The organism is Chromatiales bacterium, assembly GCA_014762505.1.
Classification (GTDB): domain Bacteria; phylum Pseudomonadota; class Gammaproteobacteria; order SpSt-1174; family SpSt-1174; genus SpSt-1174.
Window position 1 is genome coordinate 72,948 of sequence record JABURS010000032.1, and the last position, 15,889, is coordinate 88,836.

Genomic DNA, 15,889 nt, shown 5'->3' on the forward strand with positions numbered 1-15,889 from the left:
TTTGCCACAGAGGACACAGAGAAGGCCATGCCCCGGGATCCAGGCGGCAGGGGAGGACGGGAACCGGGGAAACAGAAGTGACTGGAACGGGTTTTCCCCTGTGGACTCCGTGCCCTCTGTGGCAGAAAACACCCATGCACCCGGGGCGCCAGACCGCCCCGGCTACCGCGCCATCAGGATGCGATAGGCCTGCGGCTGGCTGGCGGCGATGTCCCATTGTCCCTGCTCGATGGCCTCGATGAAGCGGTTGCAGAGGTAGTCCTGCGACGCGTCCGGGCGGGCCTGCAGGGTGGCGGCCAGTTCACGGGCCTGGTGGTGGGTGTCCTCGTGCAGGCGGGCGCGCAGGCGGCTGGCCTGCGCCTCGCCCGAGCGCGCGGCAACCGCCTCCATCACCCGCTCGCTGAGCTGGCGGCTGCGCACCAGGGCCGGTTCGTTGCGCCGGGCCCAGGCATCGAGACTGGCACGCCCGGGTCGCGCCAGCTCGGCATGACGTTCCCGGCAGTGACGCATCCCCTCTTCCAGCCCCCGTTCGACGGCCAGCACGGTGGTGGCCGCGCGCATCACCTCGATGGCGTCTTCCATGGTTAGCTGCATCTCGGCGGCCGGCCCGGCCACGGGCAGGGCGATGAAGGCCGCGAGACAACCTGTGGCGACCAGCCTGGGCATGGTGGTGTCCTGCAGGGTATCCGGGGAGTCTTCCATTCTGGCCGCCGGCCACCACCCGGCAACCCGCAGGGCCCGGGAACTTGAACCAGTTCACGCTTTGAGGAAGGACCAGAGGGCCTCGAGAAAGGCCTCGGGCTGCTCGGCGTAGACCCAGTGCCCCGCCCCCTCGATGCCCTGCAGCGTGGCCGCGGGGAAATGGGCCTGGATCACGGGCAGGGCCGCCTCGGTCACGTAGTCCGAGCGGGTGCCGTGGAGGAAGCAGGCCGGGCCGGCGTAATGCCCGGACGCCAGGGCCGGGGGCACCTCCTGGATGACGGGCACGGCCGCCTCGAGGGCGTCGAGGTCGATGCGCCAGCCCCAGCGCTCTCCCTGCTTCTCCAGGTTCTGCAGGAGGAACTGGCGCAGGGCCTCGGGGCCGAGCTGCGCGCGCAGCTGCTCGTTGGCATCGCGGCGGCTGCGCACCTGCCCGAGGTCCACCCCGCGCAGGGCGCGGAAGATGGCCTCGAAGCCATGGGTGTAACGCACCGGCGCGATGTCCACCACCGCCAGGCGGGCCACCTGCGCGGGATGACGCAGGGCGAACTCCATGGCGAGCTTGCCGCCCATGCTGTGCCCCACCAGCACCACCTCGTCGAGCCCGCGGGCGGCGAAGAGTGCGGCGAGGTCCGCCGCCATGGCCGGGTAGTCCAGGGGCTCGGCATGGGGCGACTGGCCGTGGTGCCGCCGGTCCGGCACCAGCACGGGCCCGGCCTCGGCAAGCTGCCGGGCGATGCTGTGCCAGTTCACCCCGGAGCCGAGAAAGCCGTGCAGCAAGACCACGGGCGTGGCGCCCGTGGCAGCGTCGTAGTCGCGCGTGTACAGGGAGATCGGTGACATGCCAGGGTATCAGTTGCGGTTCTCGAGAACGGACCGGGACGCCTGCCCCTCGTCCGACAACCGTTCCACCATCTGCTCATAGTAGGCCTGCTCAAGGACCAGCGGGCCGCCGCGGCCCGCACCCAGGCGATTCATGAGCAGGCGCAGGCGACGGCTGGCGGCCTCGCGGGCATCGGGATCGGCCGCCTCGCGGATCAGGGTCTCGACGTCGTGGATCTCGCGGCGCAGGCGCACCTCCTCGGGCACGAACCCGGCATTCTTCAGGATGCGGTAGGCCATGCGCAGTTCCGGGGCGACAAAGGGGGCGTCGGGCTCCTGCGGCAGCGGCCGGCCCGCCCCCGGCAGGTCGTCGAACTCGCCACGCGCCGCCGCCTCGGCCAGACGCTGCTCCACGATGTCGTCGAGTAGTCCCATCCGGGCATTCTAACCGCTATGCCATGACGGGGTTCACTACCTTTCCCGCCTGCTTCCCGCTAGACTCGGGCGAGACCAAGAACAATCCAACCCGCAGAGGAGATCCACCATGGTACTGTCCAACTTCTCCCGCAATCTCGGTCTGGCCGTCGTCGGCATGGGCCTGATGGGCGCCCAGATCGTCCCCGTGCAGGCCGCCATGGTCGGCACCCAGCAGGTGGTCCAGGCCGAGCAGTCGCGCGTCGACCGCGCCCAGCTGCTGGCCGCCCTGGAGCGCGAGGACGTGCGCAGCCAGCTCGAGTCCATGGGCGTCGACCAGGCAATGGCCGCCGAACGCGTGGCCGCCATGACCGATGCCGAGATCGCCGAACTCAACCAGCGCATCGGCGAACTGCCGGCCGGTGGTGATGCCCTGGGCGTGATCCTGGTCATCTTCCTGGTCTTCGTCATCACGGACGTGCTCGGTGCGACCGACATCTTCCCGTTCATCAATCCGGTGCGCTAAGCACGCCCCAGGCCCGTCGCGCGCCCGCCTCCTGGCGGGCGCGCTTTTTGTGTGGCTGCTGGCCAGCGGCTGTGCCGGCACGCCGCAGACCCGCGCCCTGCTGGAGGCGCCGCCGGCGACACTGCCACCCGCGCGCGAACTCGCCGACACGCCCTTCTATCCCCAGGAAGACTACCAGTGCGGCCCCGCGGCGCTCGCCACCCTGCTCACCCCCCTGGGGGTGGATACCAGCCCCGAGGCACTGGTCGGCGAGGTCTACCTGCCCGCGCGCCAGGGCAGCCTGCAGCCGGAGATGCTGGCCGCCATCCGCAAGCGCGGGCTGCTGCCGGTGGTGCTGCCGCGCGAGCTGTCCGCCATCCTCGAGGAGATCGATGCCGGCCACCCCGTGCTGGTGCTGCAGAACCTCGGCCTCGACTGGTACCCCAGGTGGCACTACGCCGTGGTGGTGGGCTACGACCTCGACCGCCGGCAGCTGGTGCTGCGCTCCGGCACCACCGAACGCTGGACCACCGCGTTCCGGGTCTTCGAGCGCACCTGGCAACGCGGTGACCACTGGGCCGTGGTGGCCGTGCGCCCGGGCGTGGTGCCGCCCTCCGCCGACCTGCTGGCCATGCTGCGCGCCACCGCCGACCTGGAGGAGACCGGCCGCGGGGCCCCGGCGCTGACGAGTTACCGCGCCATCGCCAACCGCTGGCCGGATGCGGCCCTGGCACAGTTCAGCCTGGCCAATGCCCTGATGGGGACCGACGAGCCGCAGGCGGCCAGGGCCCACTACCTGCAGGCCACGGCCCTCGACCCGGACTTCGCCCCTGCCTGGAACAACCTCGCCTATGCCCTGCAGGGCAGCGGCTGTCATGGCGAGGCGCTGCTGGCGGCGGATTGTGCGCGCCGGCTCGCGCCGCAGGATGCGACCATCGCCGGCACGCTGGCCGAGCTGCGCGACGCCCCGCCCGTACCGGGTGATCCCGCCTGCCCGGTCATCCGCTGTCCGCTGGACTAGCCGTTTTCCAGCGGCGCCCCGTCCCGGCCCGCCAGGAGGTCCGCCACCCAGGCCGGGAAGTCCCGGGCCAGGGCCGCCCCGGGCCGCTCGATCCGCGCCTCGTCGCCCGGCCGGTACTTGCCGGTCTGCACCAGCACGCCCGCAAGCCCAGCTGCCAGCGCGCCCTGCACGTCGGCGAGGGCGTCGTCGCCCACCATCACCACCTCGTCCGGCGCACAGCCCAGGGCCTCGACCGCCCCCAGGAAGAAGCCGGCGGCGGGCTTGCCGAGCACCAGGGCCCGGGTATCGGCCGCGTATTCCAGGGCGCGCAGGAAGGGGCCGATGTCGAGACTCAGGCCCGAATCCTCCATGAAGTAGCGGTTGTCGCCCATGGCGATGAGCGGGGCACCCGCCATCAGCAGGCGGAAGGCCGCATTCAGGTGCGCGTAGTCGAATGCCTCGCCGGCATCGCCCAGTACCACGGCATCGGGGTCGGTCGTATCCAGATCGGCAAACTCCGGGGCGAGCTCCGGATGGATGAGCAGAAAGGGCCGCCGCCCCTGCTCCAGCAGGTGGGCACGCACCGCGGCCGGCGCCGTGAAGATCTCCCCGTCCTCGATGGCAAACCCGAGCCCGCGCAGCTTCTCGCCGATGGCCGCGCGCGTGCTGCGGGTGGTGTTGGTGACAAAGCGCAGCGGCAGCCCCGTCTCCCGCAGGGCGGCGAGGGCCTGCGGCGCGCCGGGCACGGCCCGGCTGCCCACGTACAGCACCCCCGAGAGGTCCAGCAGTATGCCCCTGATCGTCATGGCCTGATTCTAGCCGCCCGGGCGCGGGCCCACCGGGAACGAGGGAAGCCCGTGACGGATTCTGCTATCATACGCGGCCTTGGGCCGGCGCCAGGCGCCGCGTCCCGCCGGATTCCAGGCCCGGGCGCGCACCGCGCCGGCCAACGACACCGTATTTTTCAACCTCGAAACGGAAGCTGACCATGCATATCGGTAAGACGCTGACCAACTACATCATCGAGACCCAGCGCGGCATCGAAGGCGCCACCGGCGAATTCACCGGCCTGCTGAACGACATCGCCACCGCCTGCAAGAAGATCGCCTCCCTGGTCGACAAGGGCGATCTGATCGGCGTACTGGGCGCCGCCGGCTCCGAGAACGTGCAGGGCGAAGAACAGAAGAAGATGGACATCATCACCAACGAGGTGTTCATCGAAGCCCTGGAGAACAACGGCCATGTCGCCGCGCTGGCCTCCGAGGAAATGGAAGATGTCTACAATCTGGCGGCCGACAAGCCGCGTGGCCACTACATGGTCACCTTCGACCCGCTCGACGGTTCCTCCAACATGGACGTGAACGTCTCGGTGGGCACCATCTTCTCCATCCTCAAGGCCCCCAAGGGCGTCGAGAACCCCTCCGCCAGCGACTTCATGCAGCCCGGCACCACCCAGGTCGCCGCCGGCTACTGCCTCTACGGTCCGTCCTCCATCATGGTCATCACCACCGGCCAGGGCGTGAAGATGTTCACCCTGGACCGCGACATGGGCGAGTTCATCATGACCCGTGACGACGTGAAGATCCCGGAAGACACCAAGGAATTCGCGATCAACGCCTCCAACTCCCGCCACTGGGAGGCCCCGGTGAAGCGCTACATCGACGAGTGCCTGGCCGGCAAGGAAGGCCCGCGCGGCAAGGACTTCAACATGCGCTGGGTGGCCTCCATGGTCGCCGAGGTGCACCGCATCCTGACCCGTGGCGGCATCTTCATGTACCCGATCGACGAGAAGACCCGCGCCGCCGGCAAGGAAGGCAAGCTGCGCCTGATGTACGAGGCCAACCCGATGAGCTTCATCGTCGAACAGGCCGGCGGCGCCTCCACCACCGGCCGCGAGCGCATCCTGGACATCCAGCCGAAGGAACTGCACCAGCGCGTGCCCGTGGTGCTGGGCTCGAAGAACGAAGTGGAACTGGTGACCCGCTACCACAGCGAGTAAGTCCACCACACAAGCGCTTCGCAGAAAGGCCCGGCAATGCCGGGCCTTTTTTGTGCCACAGAGGACACAGAGATCACAGAGGTCCAGGGAGGCAGTTTTCCTTCGTCTGCTCTACGTCCTCTGTGGCAAGCCCGCTTTCACCCCGAGACGATGATCCATAGGGCGGCCCATGGCCGCCGTGGTCCTGCCGGTCCTATTCACCATCACGCTGGCGGCGGGCACGGCCCGCCCTATCCGTCCGGGTTCAGATCCCGGGCAGGGACGTCCATGCACGACAGAAGTTACGGAGATCACCGAGCCAGGGCGTCTCGATTTCCTCTGTGCACTCTGTGTCCTCTGTGGCAAACCCGCCCGCCCTACCTCGTCACGTTCAGGGCCGTTGCGCCGCCCTGACCGCCGCGCTAGTCTGGTCACCGGCACGCGATGGGGGGCATCGATCCAGCCGTGCCGACCAACAATAAATCCTCTGGAGAAGAATAAATGAACGACACCACCAATTCGGGCACCGCCAAGGTCGTCTACATCCTCTACCTGGCCAGCCTCATCATCCCCCTGCTCAACATCATCGGCCTGATCATGGCCTATGTGAATCGTGGCCAGGCCCCCGAGTGGCTGCAGAGCCACTACACCTTCCAGATCCGCACCTTCTGGATCGGCTTGCTGTATGCCGTCCTCGGCATCATCACCGTGATCATCTTCGTCGGCTACCTGATCCTTCTGTTCCTGCTGGTCTGGCACATCGTGCGCTGCGTGAAGGGCCTGATGTACCTGGACAAGAACCAGGCCGTGCCCCAACCGGCCACCTGGATGTTCGGCTGAGCCGGACACAACGGTTCTCCGGGAAAGCGGGCCGCCGGCCCGCTTTCTCGTTTCCGGGACATCGCCTACGCTTTAAGCCTGGTTTCAGGATGGGCGGCTAGCATGGCCCCCGTTGGTCGAGCTCGACCGCCACGAACCCACGGAGTACTGCCATGAAACTGAAACTTGCTGCCGCCACCGCCGCCCTGTTCGCCGCCCTGAGCATGGGCGCCCAGGCCGATTCCCACGACAAGGTCCGCGAACTGCGCGAGGCCGGCGACATCCTGCCCCTGGTCACGCTCATCACCGACAGTCCGGAGCTGCGTGACGCACGCATCCTGGAGGCCGAGTTCGAGCGCGAGGACGGGCGTTACGTGTACGAAATCGAATACCTCACCCGCGACGGCGAGCACCGCAAGGGCTATTTCGACGCCGCCACCGGCGAGCTGCTGAAGTCCAAACGCAGGGACTGACGTGCGCCTGCTGCTGGTCGAGGACGATCACGCGCTGGCCGAGTCGCTCGGCCAGCGTCTTCGTGTCGAGGGCTTTGCGGTGGACATCGCCGGCAACGGCATCGACGCCGAGCACCTGGGACGCGAGGAGGCCTACGACGTGGCCGTGCTCGACCTCGGCCTGCCGCAGAAGTCCGGCGTGGAGGTGCTCGGGAGCTGGCGTGCCGCCGGCCGCGACTTCCCGGTACTGGTACTCACCGCGCGCGACGCCTGGCAGGACAAGATCGCCGCCTTCAAGCTCGGCGCCGACGACTACGTCACCAAGCCCTTTCACGAGGAGGAGGTGATCGTGCGCCTGCAGGCCCTGATCCGCCGCGCCCACGGCCGGGCCAGTCCCGTCATCGAGAGCCATGGCCTGGTGCTCGACGAGAACGACCAGTCCCTGCGCCTGCCCGACGGGACGCAGACCCAGCTCACCGCCATGGAATACCGCCTGCTGCACTATTTCCTGCTCAACGAGGGCAAGGTGCTGTCCAAGACCCGCCTGGCCGAGCATCTCTACGAATACGACGACGAGCGCGACAGCAACGTCATCGAGGTCTACATCAACCGCCTGCGCCAGCTCATCGGCCGGGAACGCATCGTCACCCGCCGCGGCCAGGGCTACGTCTACGGCGGGCCGGCATGAACTCGCTGCGTGCGCGCTTCTTCCTCTGGCTGTCGGCGAGTCTCGTCGTGCTGGTGGCGCTCGCCTGGCTCGGCGGCATGCTGGCCGCCCGCAGCCTCACCGAGACCTACATCCACACCCGGCTGGAACACGACGCCGAGAATCTGCTGCTGGCCCTCGGTTTCGACACGGATGGCCATGCCCGGCTCGACACGGCGCGCATCACGCCGATCTACGACCGCGTCTTCTCCGGCCACTACTTCGTGCTCACCACGCCGCGGGAGACCCTGCGTTCGCGCTCGCTCTGGGACGAGACGCTCACCCTCCCCGCGCACACGACCCCGGGCAAGCCGTTTCACATGGAAGGCCCGCTCGCCCAGCCCGTGCTGGCGGTACGCATGCGTTACGAGAAGGCGGGCGAGCCGGTCACCATCCTCGTGGCCGAGGACGTGAGCGAATTACGCGAGATGGCACGGCGCTTTCTCCTCGGTTTCGGCCTGGCCGGCGGCCTCCTGCTGCTCCTGCTGCTGGCCATGCTGCATCTGCTGATCCGGCAATCGCTGCGCCCCGTGCGCGCGACGGTGTCGCAGCTGCGCGCCATGCAGGCCGGCGAGCGCGAGACCATCGACACCCGCGTGCCCGACGAGATCGCACCGCTCACCCACGAGATCAACAACCTCAATCGCAGCCACACCCGTCGCCTGGAACGCTCGCGCACCGCGCTGGGCAACCTCGCCCACGCCATCAAGACCCCGCTGGCCCTTGCCCGCCAGAGCCTGCAGGACCTGCCCGAGGCCCGCCGGGGCGACCTCGACGCGGCCATCGAGCGCATCGACCAGTCCGTCTCGCGCGAACTCAAGCGCGCCCGCCTGGCCGGCGGCGCCCTCGCCCGGCATCGCATCCACACCCGTGAACTCCTGCAGGACCTGAGCGGCGTGCTGGGCAAGATCCATGGCGAGCGGAATCTCGCGTTCGACATCGACATCCCGCCAGGACACGTGCTGATCGGCGATGCCGCCGACCTGAGCGAGCTGTTCGGCAACGCCCTGGACAACGCCGCAAAGTGGGCGCGTCAGCGGGTCCGGGTGCGCTGCACCGACACCGCCACCCGGCAGTGCCTCTCCATCGAGGACGACGGCCCCGGCATCGACCCCGCCGAGTCCGCCCAGCTCCTCGAACGCGGCACCCGCCTGGACGAGAACGTACCGGGCCACGGCCTGGGACTGGCCATCATGCAGGACATCGTGAAGGAATACGGCGGGGAGCTGGCGCTGGAACGCAGCGCGCTGGGTGGTCTGGAGTTGAGGATCTGCCTGCCCCGGCAGGGCGTCTAGGACGATCCGGTCGTCGCGGATAAACGGCTTACTCTGCTCTTAATAATCTGTAATCTGGTCCTGCTTCCCGCAGGAGCGCTGCGAGGTGCGATCGGGACGATCGGGGATGGTGGCATCGGCTGACATGGGCATCGCGGCTTTCACCGCTCCTACGAGACACCGGGCCCTGCTCCGTGCCCCCTCTGGCAAAAAGAGCCCCCCAGGACACTGGCACACCCTAACGCCAGCTCACCCCCATCCGGCGCAACTCCTCGGCGAACCATTCGCTGGCGGCGGCCACCTGCGCGGCCTCGCCCTTCAGGCCGATCTCGATCTGGCGGCGGTTCTCGGTGCTGGGCAGGCTGGCCAGGCGCACCTCCGGATGGCGTTTGATACAGGCCTCCATCAGGGGGATGAGTTCGGACTCGGCGACGTTTTGCAGCAGCATCAGCCGCTCGACGGGCGGCGTCTGATTGAAGATGTCGCGGTACCAGTATTCCAGCACCCACTCCAGCATCGGCCAGGCCATGTTGGGGAAACCGGGCAGGAAGTGATGGTGGCGATAGGAGAAGCCGGCGATCTGGTTCACCGGGTTGGGAATGAGATCGGCCCCTTCGGGAAACTCGGCCATGAGGATGCGGTTCGGATAGGCCTCCTCGCCGAAGCGCTCCTCGATGATGGCCGCGGCCTCGGGGTGCAGGGCCAGCTCGACGTCGGCCGCGGCCGCGGCGCACTGGCGGGTGACGTCGTCCGGGGTGGCACCGATGCCGCCGAAGCTGAAAACGATGTCGCCTTCGGCAAAGGACTGGCGCAGGGTGTCGGTGAGCAGGGCGACGTCATCGCCGACCATGCGCACCCAGGAGAGCTGCAGGCCGCGCGCGGCCAGCAGTTCGATGGTCTTGCCCATGTGCTTGTCGGTGCGCTTGCCGCTGAGCAGCTCGTCGCCGATCAGTACCAGCCCGATACGCCGGTTGCGCAGGCTCATTCGGTGGCGCCCATGGCCCGGGCGCGTGCCACGCGTGCCTCGGCCGCTGCCTGTGCGGCCGTCTCGGCATAGACCTCGGAGAATTCCGGCCAGCCCTGGCCATGGTGACAGACCAGGTCCGCCAGGGCGTCGATATGGGCGGCATCGTCGTTCAGGGCCGGGATGTAGTGATAGGCCTCGCCGCCCGCCTCCATGAAATAGCCGCGGTTCTCCTCGCCGATCTCCTCGATGGTCTCCAGGCAGTCGGCGGAGAACCCGGGGCAGACCACGTCCACGCGCTTCACACCGGCCCGCGGCAGGGCCTTCATGGTCTCGTCGGTATAGGGCTTGAGCCATTCCTCGCGGCCCACGCGCGACTGGAAGGTGACGCGGTACTCGCCCTCGGACAGCCCCAGTCCCTCGGCCACCAGGCGCGCGGTCTTCTGGCAGTGGCAGAAGTAGGGATCGCCGTCGTGGAAATAGCGCTGCGGGATGCCGTGAAAGGAAAACACCAGCAGCTCGCCGCGCGGGTGCTGGGCCCAGTGCCGCTGGATGCCCTGCACCAGGGCGCCGATGTAGGCCGGCTCGTCGTGGTAGTGGTTGATGAAGCGCAGCTCCGGCACCCAGCGCCACTGCTTCAGCACGTCGGCCACCGCATCGAAGGTGGAGCCGGTGGTAGCGCCCGCATACTGTGGGTAGAGCGGCAGCACCAGGATGCGGCGCGCCCCGGCGGCCTTGAGCGCCTCGAGCCCGGCCTCGATGGAGGGGTTGCCGTAGCGCATGGCCAGGACCACCTTCACGGGGCCGGGCACGCGCTCGCCCAGGGCCGTCTCCAGGGCGTCACGCTGGCGCTTCGAGATGGTGAGCAGCGGCGAGCCCTCCTCGGTCCACACGCTCTGGTAGGCCTTCGCGCTGCGGCGCGGACGCACGTTGAGGATGATGCCGTTGAGGATCAGCCACCAGATCGGCCGGGAGACCTCCACCACCCGCGGGTCCCACAGGAACTGCTTGAGGTAGCGGCGCAGGGCGCCGGGCTCCGGGGCATCCGGGGTGCCGAGGTTGGTGACCAGGATGCCGGTGCAGCCGGTCTCGGCATGGGTAAAGGCGGTCTCTCCGCGATAAAGGCTCATGGCGTCGGCTTGTGGCGTTGTGGGAACAGGGCGTCCAGCATAGACGGACGCGGGGCGGGTGCCAACAGGGCGGGGATCAGGCCTCCAGGGCGCGGCTGCGCAGGGGGCTGCTACGCGGGAAGTGGGCGCGCAGGAACTCCATCTGGTCGGCCAGCACGCGGCGGCCCTGCAGGTAGACGTATTCGGCATGGGTGGGCGTGAAGGGCACGGCCAGCAGCTCCATGCCGGCCTCTTCCGGGGTGCGGCCGGCCTTGTGGTTGTTGCAGCGCTTGCAGGCGGTGACCACGTTGGTCCAGCAGTCCTCGCCCTCCTGGCTCACCGGGGTGACGTGATCGCGCGAGAGGTCGGCGCGGGAGAAGGGCTGACCACAGTAGAGACAGAGGTGGGCGTCGCGCTTGAACAGGGCCGGGTTGTTGAGGGGCGGGACGTAGGCGTCGTGGAGGGCGCGGTTGTTGCCGTAGGTGGCGACGATGGAGTTGACGTCGACCACGCTGCGCCGGCCGGTGAGGGCGCTGATGCCCCCGTGCAGGCGATAGAGCACCGAACCGAGGCTGTAGGCCACCTGCTCGGCGTGGTAGAGCTTGACCGCCTCCTGGTAGGTGATCCACTCCAGGGGCATGCCGGACACATCGGTCCTCAAGACCTGCTGGCTGAGGTCGTACACGTCCTCCTCCTTCGGCTCCTGCCGTCAAAAGGAGCCCGCGCTCGCGGCGCCACGCCGCGATTACGCAAGCGCTGTGCCAATGTATCCGCAAACCTGTTTGGTTTGCAACTGGTTGATATGACAGAAAAATGAAATCTGAATTGCGGAAAATGGCGGACCCGGGCCAAAACCATGCAAAGCGGGTGCGATATTCAAACGGCGGGCATTATCCGCTAAGATAACGCCCTTTTTGGCAGGCGCCCTGCGCGTCGGCCGACTGACCGGGGATACCCGCTCGCCAGCGTATCCGGACCCCCGTAGCAATGAACAAGACGGCGACCGCCAGCGTCGCCCCGGCCATGAGTGCCCTGACGAACAGGGCAAATGGGAGTGAAGAAGCATGCCGATCAAAGTGGCTATTCCGAGAGAGACCGCGGAGGGTGAACGTCGCGTCGCGATGGACCCGGCCGTGGTCAAGAAGCTGACCGCCCTGGGCTGCGAGGTCCTGCTGGAGAAAGGCGCCGGCCTGTCTGCCCGCCTGGCCGACGAGGACTTCGTCGGCGCCCGCGTCGTGGAAAATGCCGCCGCGCTGTACCAGGAGGCCGATATCGTCTTCAAGATCCAGCCGCCCTCCGAGGAGGAGATCGCGCAGATGCGCGAGGGCACCACGGTGATGGGCATGATGTTCCCGCACAAGCACCCGGAGCGGGTGGCGAAGCTGCGCGACGGCAGAATCACCGCCTTCGCCATGGAACTGATCCCGCGCATCTCTCGTGCCCAGGCGATGGACGTGCTGTCCTCGCAGGCCGCCGTCGCCGGCTACAAGGCCGCCATCATGGGCGCGGACCTCTCCTGCCGTTTCTTCCCCATGCTCACCACCGCCGCCGGCACCATCCGCCCCTCCAAGGTGCTGGTGATCGGCGCCGGCGTGGCCGGCCTGCAGGCCATCGCCACCGCCAAGCGCCTGGGCGCGATGGTGGAGGGCTATGACGTGCGTTCCGCCACCAAGGAACAGGTCGAGTCGCTGGGCGCCAAGTTCATCGAGCTGGAGATCAAGGCGGAAGGCGAAGGCGGTTACGCCCGCGAGCTGACCGACGAGGAAAAGAAGCGTCAGCAGGAAGAGCTGGCCGAGTACATCGCCAAGGCCGACGTGCTCATCACCACCGCCGCCGTGCCGGGCCGCCCCTCGCCGAAGATCATCCCCAACGCCACGGTGGAAGGCATGAAGGAAGGCGCGGTCATCATCGACCTGGCGGCCGAGGGCGGCGGCAACTGCGAGCTGACCCAGCCCGGCAAGACCATCGAGCACCAGGGCGTGGTCATCCACGCGCCGCTCAACGTACCGAGCCAGGTGCCGCTGCACGCCAGCGAGATGTTCGCCAAGAACCTGCTCAACTTCATCACCCCGATGATTCAGGAAGGCGAGTTCAAGCCCGACTGGAACGACGAGGTCATCGCCGAGAGCGTGCTCACCCATGAGGGTGCCATCAAGCACGAGGCCACCCGCAAACTGGTGGAAGGAGCGTAAGGAATGGAAGGTTTCATCGCACTGTATATCTTCATGCTGGCCGCCTTCACCGGTTACGAGGTGATCTCCAAGGTGCCGGTCATCCTGCACACGCCGCTGATGTCGGGTTCGAACTTCGTGCACGGCATCGTCGTGGTCGGCGCCATGGTCGCCCTGGGCCATGCCGAGACCCCGCTGGAACAGACCATCGGCTTCATCGCCGTGCTGCTGGCCGCGGGTAACGCCGCCGGCGGTTACGTCGTCACCGAGCGCATGCTCGAGATGTTCAAGAGCAGCAAGGGGGACAAGTAATGGATTTCATCATCAAGGCCTCCTACTTCGCCGCGGCCGTCCTCTTCATCCTCGGCCTGAAGAAGATGTCCTCGCCGAAGACGGCGCGTAACGGCATCGTCTGGGCCGGCGTGGGCATGGTCATCGCCACGCTGGTGACCTTCGTACACCCGACCCTGCTGCACGCCCCCGACGACGTCATCTTCACCAACTACGCGCTGATCGTGATCGCCATCGCCGTCGCCGGCGGCCTGGCCTGGTACACCGGCAAGAAGGTCGCCATGACCGACATGCCGCAGATGATCGCGCTGTACAACGGCATGGGTGGCGGCGCGGCCGCCGCGATCGCCGCGGTGGAGCTGGTGAAGTTCACCGAGATGACGCAGACCGTGCAGATCCTGGCGGTGCTCGGCGCGCTCATCGGCACCGTCGCCTTCTCCGGCTCGCTGATCGCCTACGCCAAGCTGCAGGGCATCCTGCGCAAGACCGTGCGCTTCGGCGGCATCCAGCTGGTCAACGGCATCCTGTTCGCCGCCACCGTCATCACCGGCGCCATCATCGCCTTCTCGGGCGTGGAATACAGCCCGGTGGTCCTGACCGCCTTCTTCGTGCTGGCGCTGGTCTTCGGCGTGATGATGACGCTGCCCATCGGCGGCGCCGACATGCCGGTGGTCATCTCCCTGTACAACGCCCTGACCGGTCTTGCGGTCGGCTTCGAGGGTTTCGTGCTGGGCAACCCGGCCATGATGATCGCCGGTATCGTGGTGGGTTCGGCCGGTACCCTGCTGACCCAGCTGATGGCCAAGGCCATGAACCGCCCGATCACCAACGTGCTGTTCACCCAGTTCGGCGCCAGCGGTGGCGGCGAGGGCGAGGAGGTCACCGGCTCCATGAAGGAGATCGAGGCCTCCGACGCCGCGGTGATGATGGCCTACGCGGAGAAGGTGATCATCGTCCCCGGTTACGGCATGGCCGTGGCCCAGGCCCAGCACAAGATCTGGGAACTCACCCAGGCCCTGCGCAACAAGGGCGTGGACGTGAAGTTCGCCATCCACCCGGTGGCCGGCCGCATGCCGGGCCACATGAACGTGCTGCTCGCCGAGGCCGGCGTGCCCTACGACATCATCTACGACCTCGACGAGATCAACGACGAGTTCGCCACCGCCGACGTGGCGCTGGTGATCGGCGCCAACGACGTGGTCAACCCGGTGGCCCGCACCAACCCGGACAGCCCGATCTACGGCATGCCGATCCTCAACGCCGACAAGGCGAAGAACTGCATCGTCATCAAGCGCGGCAAGGGCGCCGGCTTCTCGGGCATCGAGAACCACCTGTTCTTCGCCGACAACACCCGCATGCTCTACGGCGACGGCCAGAAGGTCGCCGCCGACCTGGTGGCCAACACCAAGGAGCTGTAAGGGATCCATTGCCTCTGCAGGCACAAAAAAGCCCGGCCATCGAGCCGGGCTTTTTTGTGGGCGAGAGGAGTCAGGCCTTGGGCGTTGGGCGAAAATCCAGGCGCCACAGAGGGCACAGAGCTCACGGAGACAAACCGGTTTATATGCTTCCTCTGTGTCCTCTGTGGCCAGAAAAGCGCCTGTGCGTCTTTGCACAACTGACCGGCTTCATTCCGCCGTACAGTTGCGTCCCTGCTGCTTGGCCCGGTACAGGGCCTGGTCGGCGCGGGCGATGAGCTGGTCGGGGGAATCGCCGCCGACCATGGCGGCCAGGCCGATGGAGAGCGTCACCGGCGGCAGGGCGGTATCGTCGTGGGCGATGATGGGCTGGTCGGCCACGGCCTGATGCAGGCGGGCGGCGACCTTGTGCGCCTCCACCAGGTCGGCACCCGGGAGGATCACCACCAGCTCCTCGCCACCGTAACGCACCGCCATGTCGCTGCCGCGCAGAGCCACCAGCACCGCGGCGGCCACGGCCTTCAGGGCCTGGTCGCCGGCCACGTGGCCATGCTGGTCGTTGTACTGCTTGAAGTGATCGAGGTCGGCCACCAGCACCGACAAGGCCCGCTTGCGCAACTGGGCACGCGAGATCTCGAAGGCCAGGCTCTCGTTGAGCCAGCGACGATTGTACAGGCCGGTGAGCGGGTCGGTGGTGGCATGCACCCGGTACTCCTGCTGCAGGCGCTGGGCCGAGTGGATCACCAGGTTCAGGTTGGCGATGCGCCGCGCGTAGAGCTGCAACAGGTTGCAGGCGAAGGCCTGGCTCTGCCGGAACACACCCCACAGGGAGCCGGCGGGGAACTCGATCAGGCGGCAGTGCGTGTCGGCACGCGCAAAGGCCGAGGCCGGCTGACCGGTCACCACCGACATGTCCCCCACCACATCGCCGGCCTCCAGCAGCGCAATGGCGTCGCTGTCCAGCTGCGTGTGGACGGAGACCCGCCCCTCGAGCAGGATGAAGACATAGGGACTGTGCTGGTCCTTCTCCAGCAGCACGTCCCCCGGGGCCAGCTCCCGCACGCTGGCCTCCTGCAGGCAGGGGGCGATCTCGGACGCCGCCACGCCCTGGAAGAGCGCGAGTTCGCCGAGGGCATCGAGGTAGTCGATGGCGCCGGTTTCCCGGGTTGTGCTCATGTGGTGGTGCCCGTGGGTCGATCGTTGTTCTTGTCGAACTTTTCGCCGATGTTACGCGCCCTGCCGCCGGGTTCGCCCCCTTTCCCGGACAGGC

General features: G+C 67.7%; 18 protein-coding genes. 10 read left to right on the plus strand and 8 right to left on the minus strand.

Annotated elements, in window-relative coordinates; all coding sequences use genetic code 11:
- Positions 1 to 162: 162 nt before the first annotated feature.
- Genes HUJ28_05275 through HUJ28_05285 form a run of 3 tightly spaced genes read right to left on the minus strand, consistent with a single transcriptional unit; the run spans position 163 to position 1,956 of the window.
- The gene (locus tag HUJ28_05275) at positions 163 to 702 is read right to left on the minus strand and encodes a hypothetical protein (GenBank protein MBD3618863.1); all 540 of its coding nucleotides are present in this window, start codon (positions 700 to 702) and stop codon (positions 163 to 165) included.
- Between the two features lie 54 nt (positions 703 to 756).
- On the minus strand, positions 757 to 1,542 hold the full coding sequence (locus HUJ28_05280) for an alpha/beta fold hydrolase (protein MBD3618864.1): 786 nt from the start codon (positions 1,540 to 1,542) through the stop codon (positions 757 to 759).
- A 9-nt stretch (positions 1,543 to 1,551) separates the two neighbouring features.
- Entirely contained in the window at positions 1,552 to 1,956 is a 405-nt protein-coding gene (locus HUJ28_05285) for a DUF1992 domain-containing protein (protein MBD3618865.1), read from the minus strand.
- Positions 1,957 to 2,065: 109 nt separating this feature from the next.
- On the opposite strand from HUJ28_05285, the gene HUJ28_05290 reads away from it, so the two are divergent.
- Positions 2,066 to 2,461 (plus strand): PA2779 family protein, encoded by a 396-nt coding sequence (locus HUJ28_05290; protein ID MBD3618866.1) that lies wholly within the window; start codon positions 2,066 to 2,068, stop codon positions 2,459 to 2,461.
- Positions 2,448 to 3,461: a PA2778 family cysteine peptidase gene (locus HUJ28_05295; GenBank protein MBD3618867.1), complete on the plus strand. Its 1,014-nt coding sequence runs from the start codon at positions 2,448 to 2,450 to the stop codon at positions 3,459 to 3,461. Before HUJ28_05290 ends, HUJ28_05295 begins: the two co-directional genes overlap by 14 nt.
- On the opposite strand, the gene HUJ28_05300 is transcribed toward HUJ28_05295, so the two are convergent.
- Positions 3,458 to 4,246: a TIGR01458 family HAD-type hydrolase gene (locus HUJ28_05300; GenBank protein ID MBD3618868.1), complete on the minus strand. Its 789-nt coding sequence runs from the start codon at positions 4,244 to 4,246 to the stop codon at positions 3,458 to 3,460. The two genes, HUJ28_05295 and HUJ28_05300, sit on opposite strands and share 4 nt — an antisense overlap.
- Before the next feature lie 182 nt (positions 4,247 to 4,428).
- Between HUJ28_05300 and HUJ28_05305 the strand changes: the two genes are divergently transcribed.
- The 5 genes from HUJ28_05305 (at position 4,429) to HUJ28_05325 (ending at position 8,690) form a co-directional block, all read left to right on the plus strand.
- Positions 4,429 to 5,439: a class 1 fructose-bisphosphatase gene (locus HUJ28_05305; GenBank protein MBD3618869.1), complete on the plus strand. Its 1,011-nt coding sequence runs from the start codon at positions 4,429 to 4,431 to the stop codon at positions 5,437 to 5,439.
- A 480-nt stretch (positions 5,440 to 5,919) separates the two neighbouring features.
- Positions 5,920 to 6,258, plus strand: coding sequence for a hypothetical protein (locus HUJ28_05310; GenBank protein MBD3618870.1), 339 nt, complete (start codon positions 5,920 to 5,922; stop codon positions 6,256 to 6,258).
- 152 nt (positions 6,259 to 6,410) lie between these two features.
- A complete protein-coding gene (locus tag HUJ28_05315; protein MBD3618871.1) occupies positions 6,411 to 6,710 on the plus strand; it encodes a PepSY domain-containing protein in 300 nt (99 codons plus the stop codon).
- Between the two features lies 1 nt (position 6,711).
- A complete protein-coding gene (locus tag HUJ28_05320) occupies positions 6,712 to 7,377 on the plus strand; it encodes a response regulator transcription factor (GenBank protein ID MBD3618872.1) in 666 nt (221 codons plus the stop codon).
- Positions 7,374 to 8,690 (plus strand): ATP-binding protein, encoded by a 1,317-nt coding sequence (locus tag HUJ28_05325; GenBank protein ID MBD3618873.1) that lies wholly within the window; start codon positions 7,374 to 7,376, stop codon positions 8,688 to 8,690. The genes HUJ28_05320 and HUJ28_05325 overlap by 4 nt, the downstream gene beginning before the upstream one ends.
- 217 nt (positions 8,691 to 8,907) lie before the next feature.
- Here HUJ28_05325 and HUJ28_05330 read toward each other — a convergent pair whose 3' ends face one another.
- The 3 genes from HUJ28_05330 to HUJ28_05340 form a co-directional block, all read right to left on the minus strand.
- Positions 8,908 to 9,654, minus strand: a complete 747-nt coding sequence (locus HUJ28_05330; GenBank protein MBD3618874.1) for a competence/damage-inducible protein A — start codon at positions 9,652 to 9,654, stop codon at positions 8,908 to 8,910.
- Positions 9,651 to 10,763: a ferrochelatase gene (locus HUJ28_05335; GenBank protein ID MBD3618875.1), complete on the minus strand. Its 1,113-nt coding sequence runs from the start codon at positions 10,761 to 10,763 to the stop codon at positions 9,651 to 9,653. The genes HUJ28_05330 and HUJ28_05335 overlap by 4 nt, the downstream gene beginning before the upstream one ends.
- Before the next feature lie 76 nt (positions 10,764 to 10,839).
- Positions 10,840 to 11,382 (minus strand): HNH endonuclease, encoded by a 543-nt coding sequence (locus tag HUJ28_05340; GenBank protein ID MBD3618876.1) that lies wholly within the window; start codon positions 11,380 to 11,382, stop codon positions 10,840 to 10,842.
- A 424-nt stretch (positions 11,383 to 11,806) separates the two neighbouring features.
- Here HUJ28_05340 and HUJ28_05345 point away from each other — a divergent pair, with 424 nt between their 5' ends.
- The 3 genes from HUJ28_05345 to HUJ28_05355 are packed head-to-tail and all read left to right on the plus strand — an operon-like array spanning position 11,807 to position 14,622.
- Entirely contained in the window at positions 11,807 to 12,934 is a 1,128-nt protein-coding gene (locus HUJ28_05345; GenBank protein ID MBD3618877.1) for a Re/Si-specific NAD(P)(+) transhydrogenase subunit alpha, read from the plus strand.
- Between the two features lie 3 nt (positions 12,935 to 12,937).
- Positions 12,938 to 13,225, plus strand: coding sequence for an NAD(P) transhydrogenase subunit alpha (locus HUJ28_05350; protein MBD3618878.1), 288 nt, complete (start codon positions 12,938 to 12,940; stop codon positions 13,223 to 13,225).
- Positions 13,225 to 14,622, plus strand: a complete 1,398-nt coding sequence (locus HUJ28_05355) for an NAD(P)(+) transhydrogenase (Re/Si-specific) subunit beta (protein MBD3618879.1) — start codon at positions 13,225 to 13,227, stop codon at positions 14,620 to 14,622. Before HUJ28_05350 ends, HUJ28_05355 begins: the two co-directional genes overlap by 1 nt.
- Positions 14,623 to 14,829: 207 nt before the next feature.
- Here the strand turns inward: HUJ28_05355 and HUJ28_05360 are convergent, their stop codons facing one another.
- A complete protein-coding gene (locus HUJ28_05360) occupies positions 14,830 to 15,795 on the minus strand; it encodes a GGDEF domain-containing protein (protein ID MBD3618880.1) in 966 nt (321 codons plus the stop codon).
- Positions 15,796 to 15,889: the final 94 nt, after the last annotated feature.

Excerpts from the sequence above, each read along its gene's own strand:
- HUJ28_05275 (MBD3618863.1), bottom strand. The coding sequence starts at position 702 with ATGGAAGACTCCCCGGATACCCTGCAGGACACCACCATGCCCAGGCTG.
- HUJ28_05280 (MBD3618864.1), bottom strand. The coding sequence starts at position 1,542 with ATGTCACCGATCTCCCTGTACACGCGCGACTACGACGCTGCCACGGGC.
- HUJ28_05285 (MBD3618865.1), bottom strand. The coding sequence starts at position 1,956 with ATGGGACTACTCGACGACATCGTGGAGCAGCGTCTGGCCGAGGCGGCG.
- HUJ28_05290 (MBD3618866.1), top strand. The coding sequence starts at position 2,066 with ATGGTACTGTCCAACTTCTCCCGCAATCTCGGTCTGGCCGTCGTCGGC.
- HUJ28_05300 (MBD3618868.1), bottom strand. The coding sequence starts at position 4,246 with ATGACGATCAGGGGCATACTGCTGGACCTCTCGGGGGTGCTGTACGTG.
- HUJ28_05305 (MBD3618869.1), top strand. The coding sequence starts at position 4,429 with ATGCATATCGGTAAGACGCTGACCAACTACATCATCGAGACCCAGCGC.
- HUJ28_05310 (MBD3618870.1), top strand. The coding sequence starts at position 5,920 with ATGAACGACACCACCAATTCGGGCACCGCCAAGGTCGTCTACATCCTC.
- HUJ28_05315 (MBD3618871.1), top strand. The coding sequence starts at position 6,411 with ATGAAACTGAAACTTGCTGCCGCCACCGCCGCCCTGTTCGCCGCCCTG.
- HUJ28_05325 (MBD3618873.1), top strand. The coding sequence starts at position 7,374 with ATGAACTCGCTGCGTGCGCGCTTCTTCCTCTGGCTGTCGGCGAGTCTC.
- HUJ28_05330 (MBD3618874.1), bottom strand. The coding sequence starts at position 9,654 with ATGAGCCTGCGCAACCGGCGTATCGGGCTGGTACTGATCGGCGACGAG.
- HUJ28_05335 (MBD3618875.1), bottom strand. The coding sequence starts at position 10,763 with ATGAGCCTTTATCGCGGAGAGACCGCCTTTACCCATGCCGAGACCGGC.
- HUJ28_05340 (MBD3618876.1), bottom strand. The coding sequence starts at position 11,382 with ATGCCCCTGGAGTGGATCACCTACCAGGAGGCGGTCAAGCTCTACCAC.
- HUJ28_05345 (MBD3618877.1), top strand. The coding sequence starts at position 11,807 with ATGCCGATCAAAGTGGCTATTCCGAGAGAGACCGCGGAGGGTGAACGT.
- HUJ28_05350 (MBD3618878.1), top strand. The coding sequence starts at position 12,938 with ATGGAAGGTTTCATCGCACTGTATATCTTCATGCTGGCCGCCTTCACC.
- HUJ28_05355 (MBD3618879.1), top strand. The coding sequence starts at position 13,225 with ATGGATTTCATCATCAAGGCCTCCTACTTCGCCGCGGCCGTCCTCTTC.
- HUJ28_05360 (MBD3618880.1), bottom strand. The coding sequence starts at position 15,795 with ATGAGCACAACCCGGGAAACCGGCGCCATCGACTACCTCGATGCCCTC.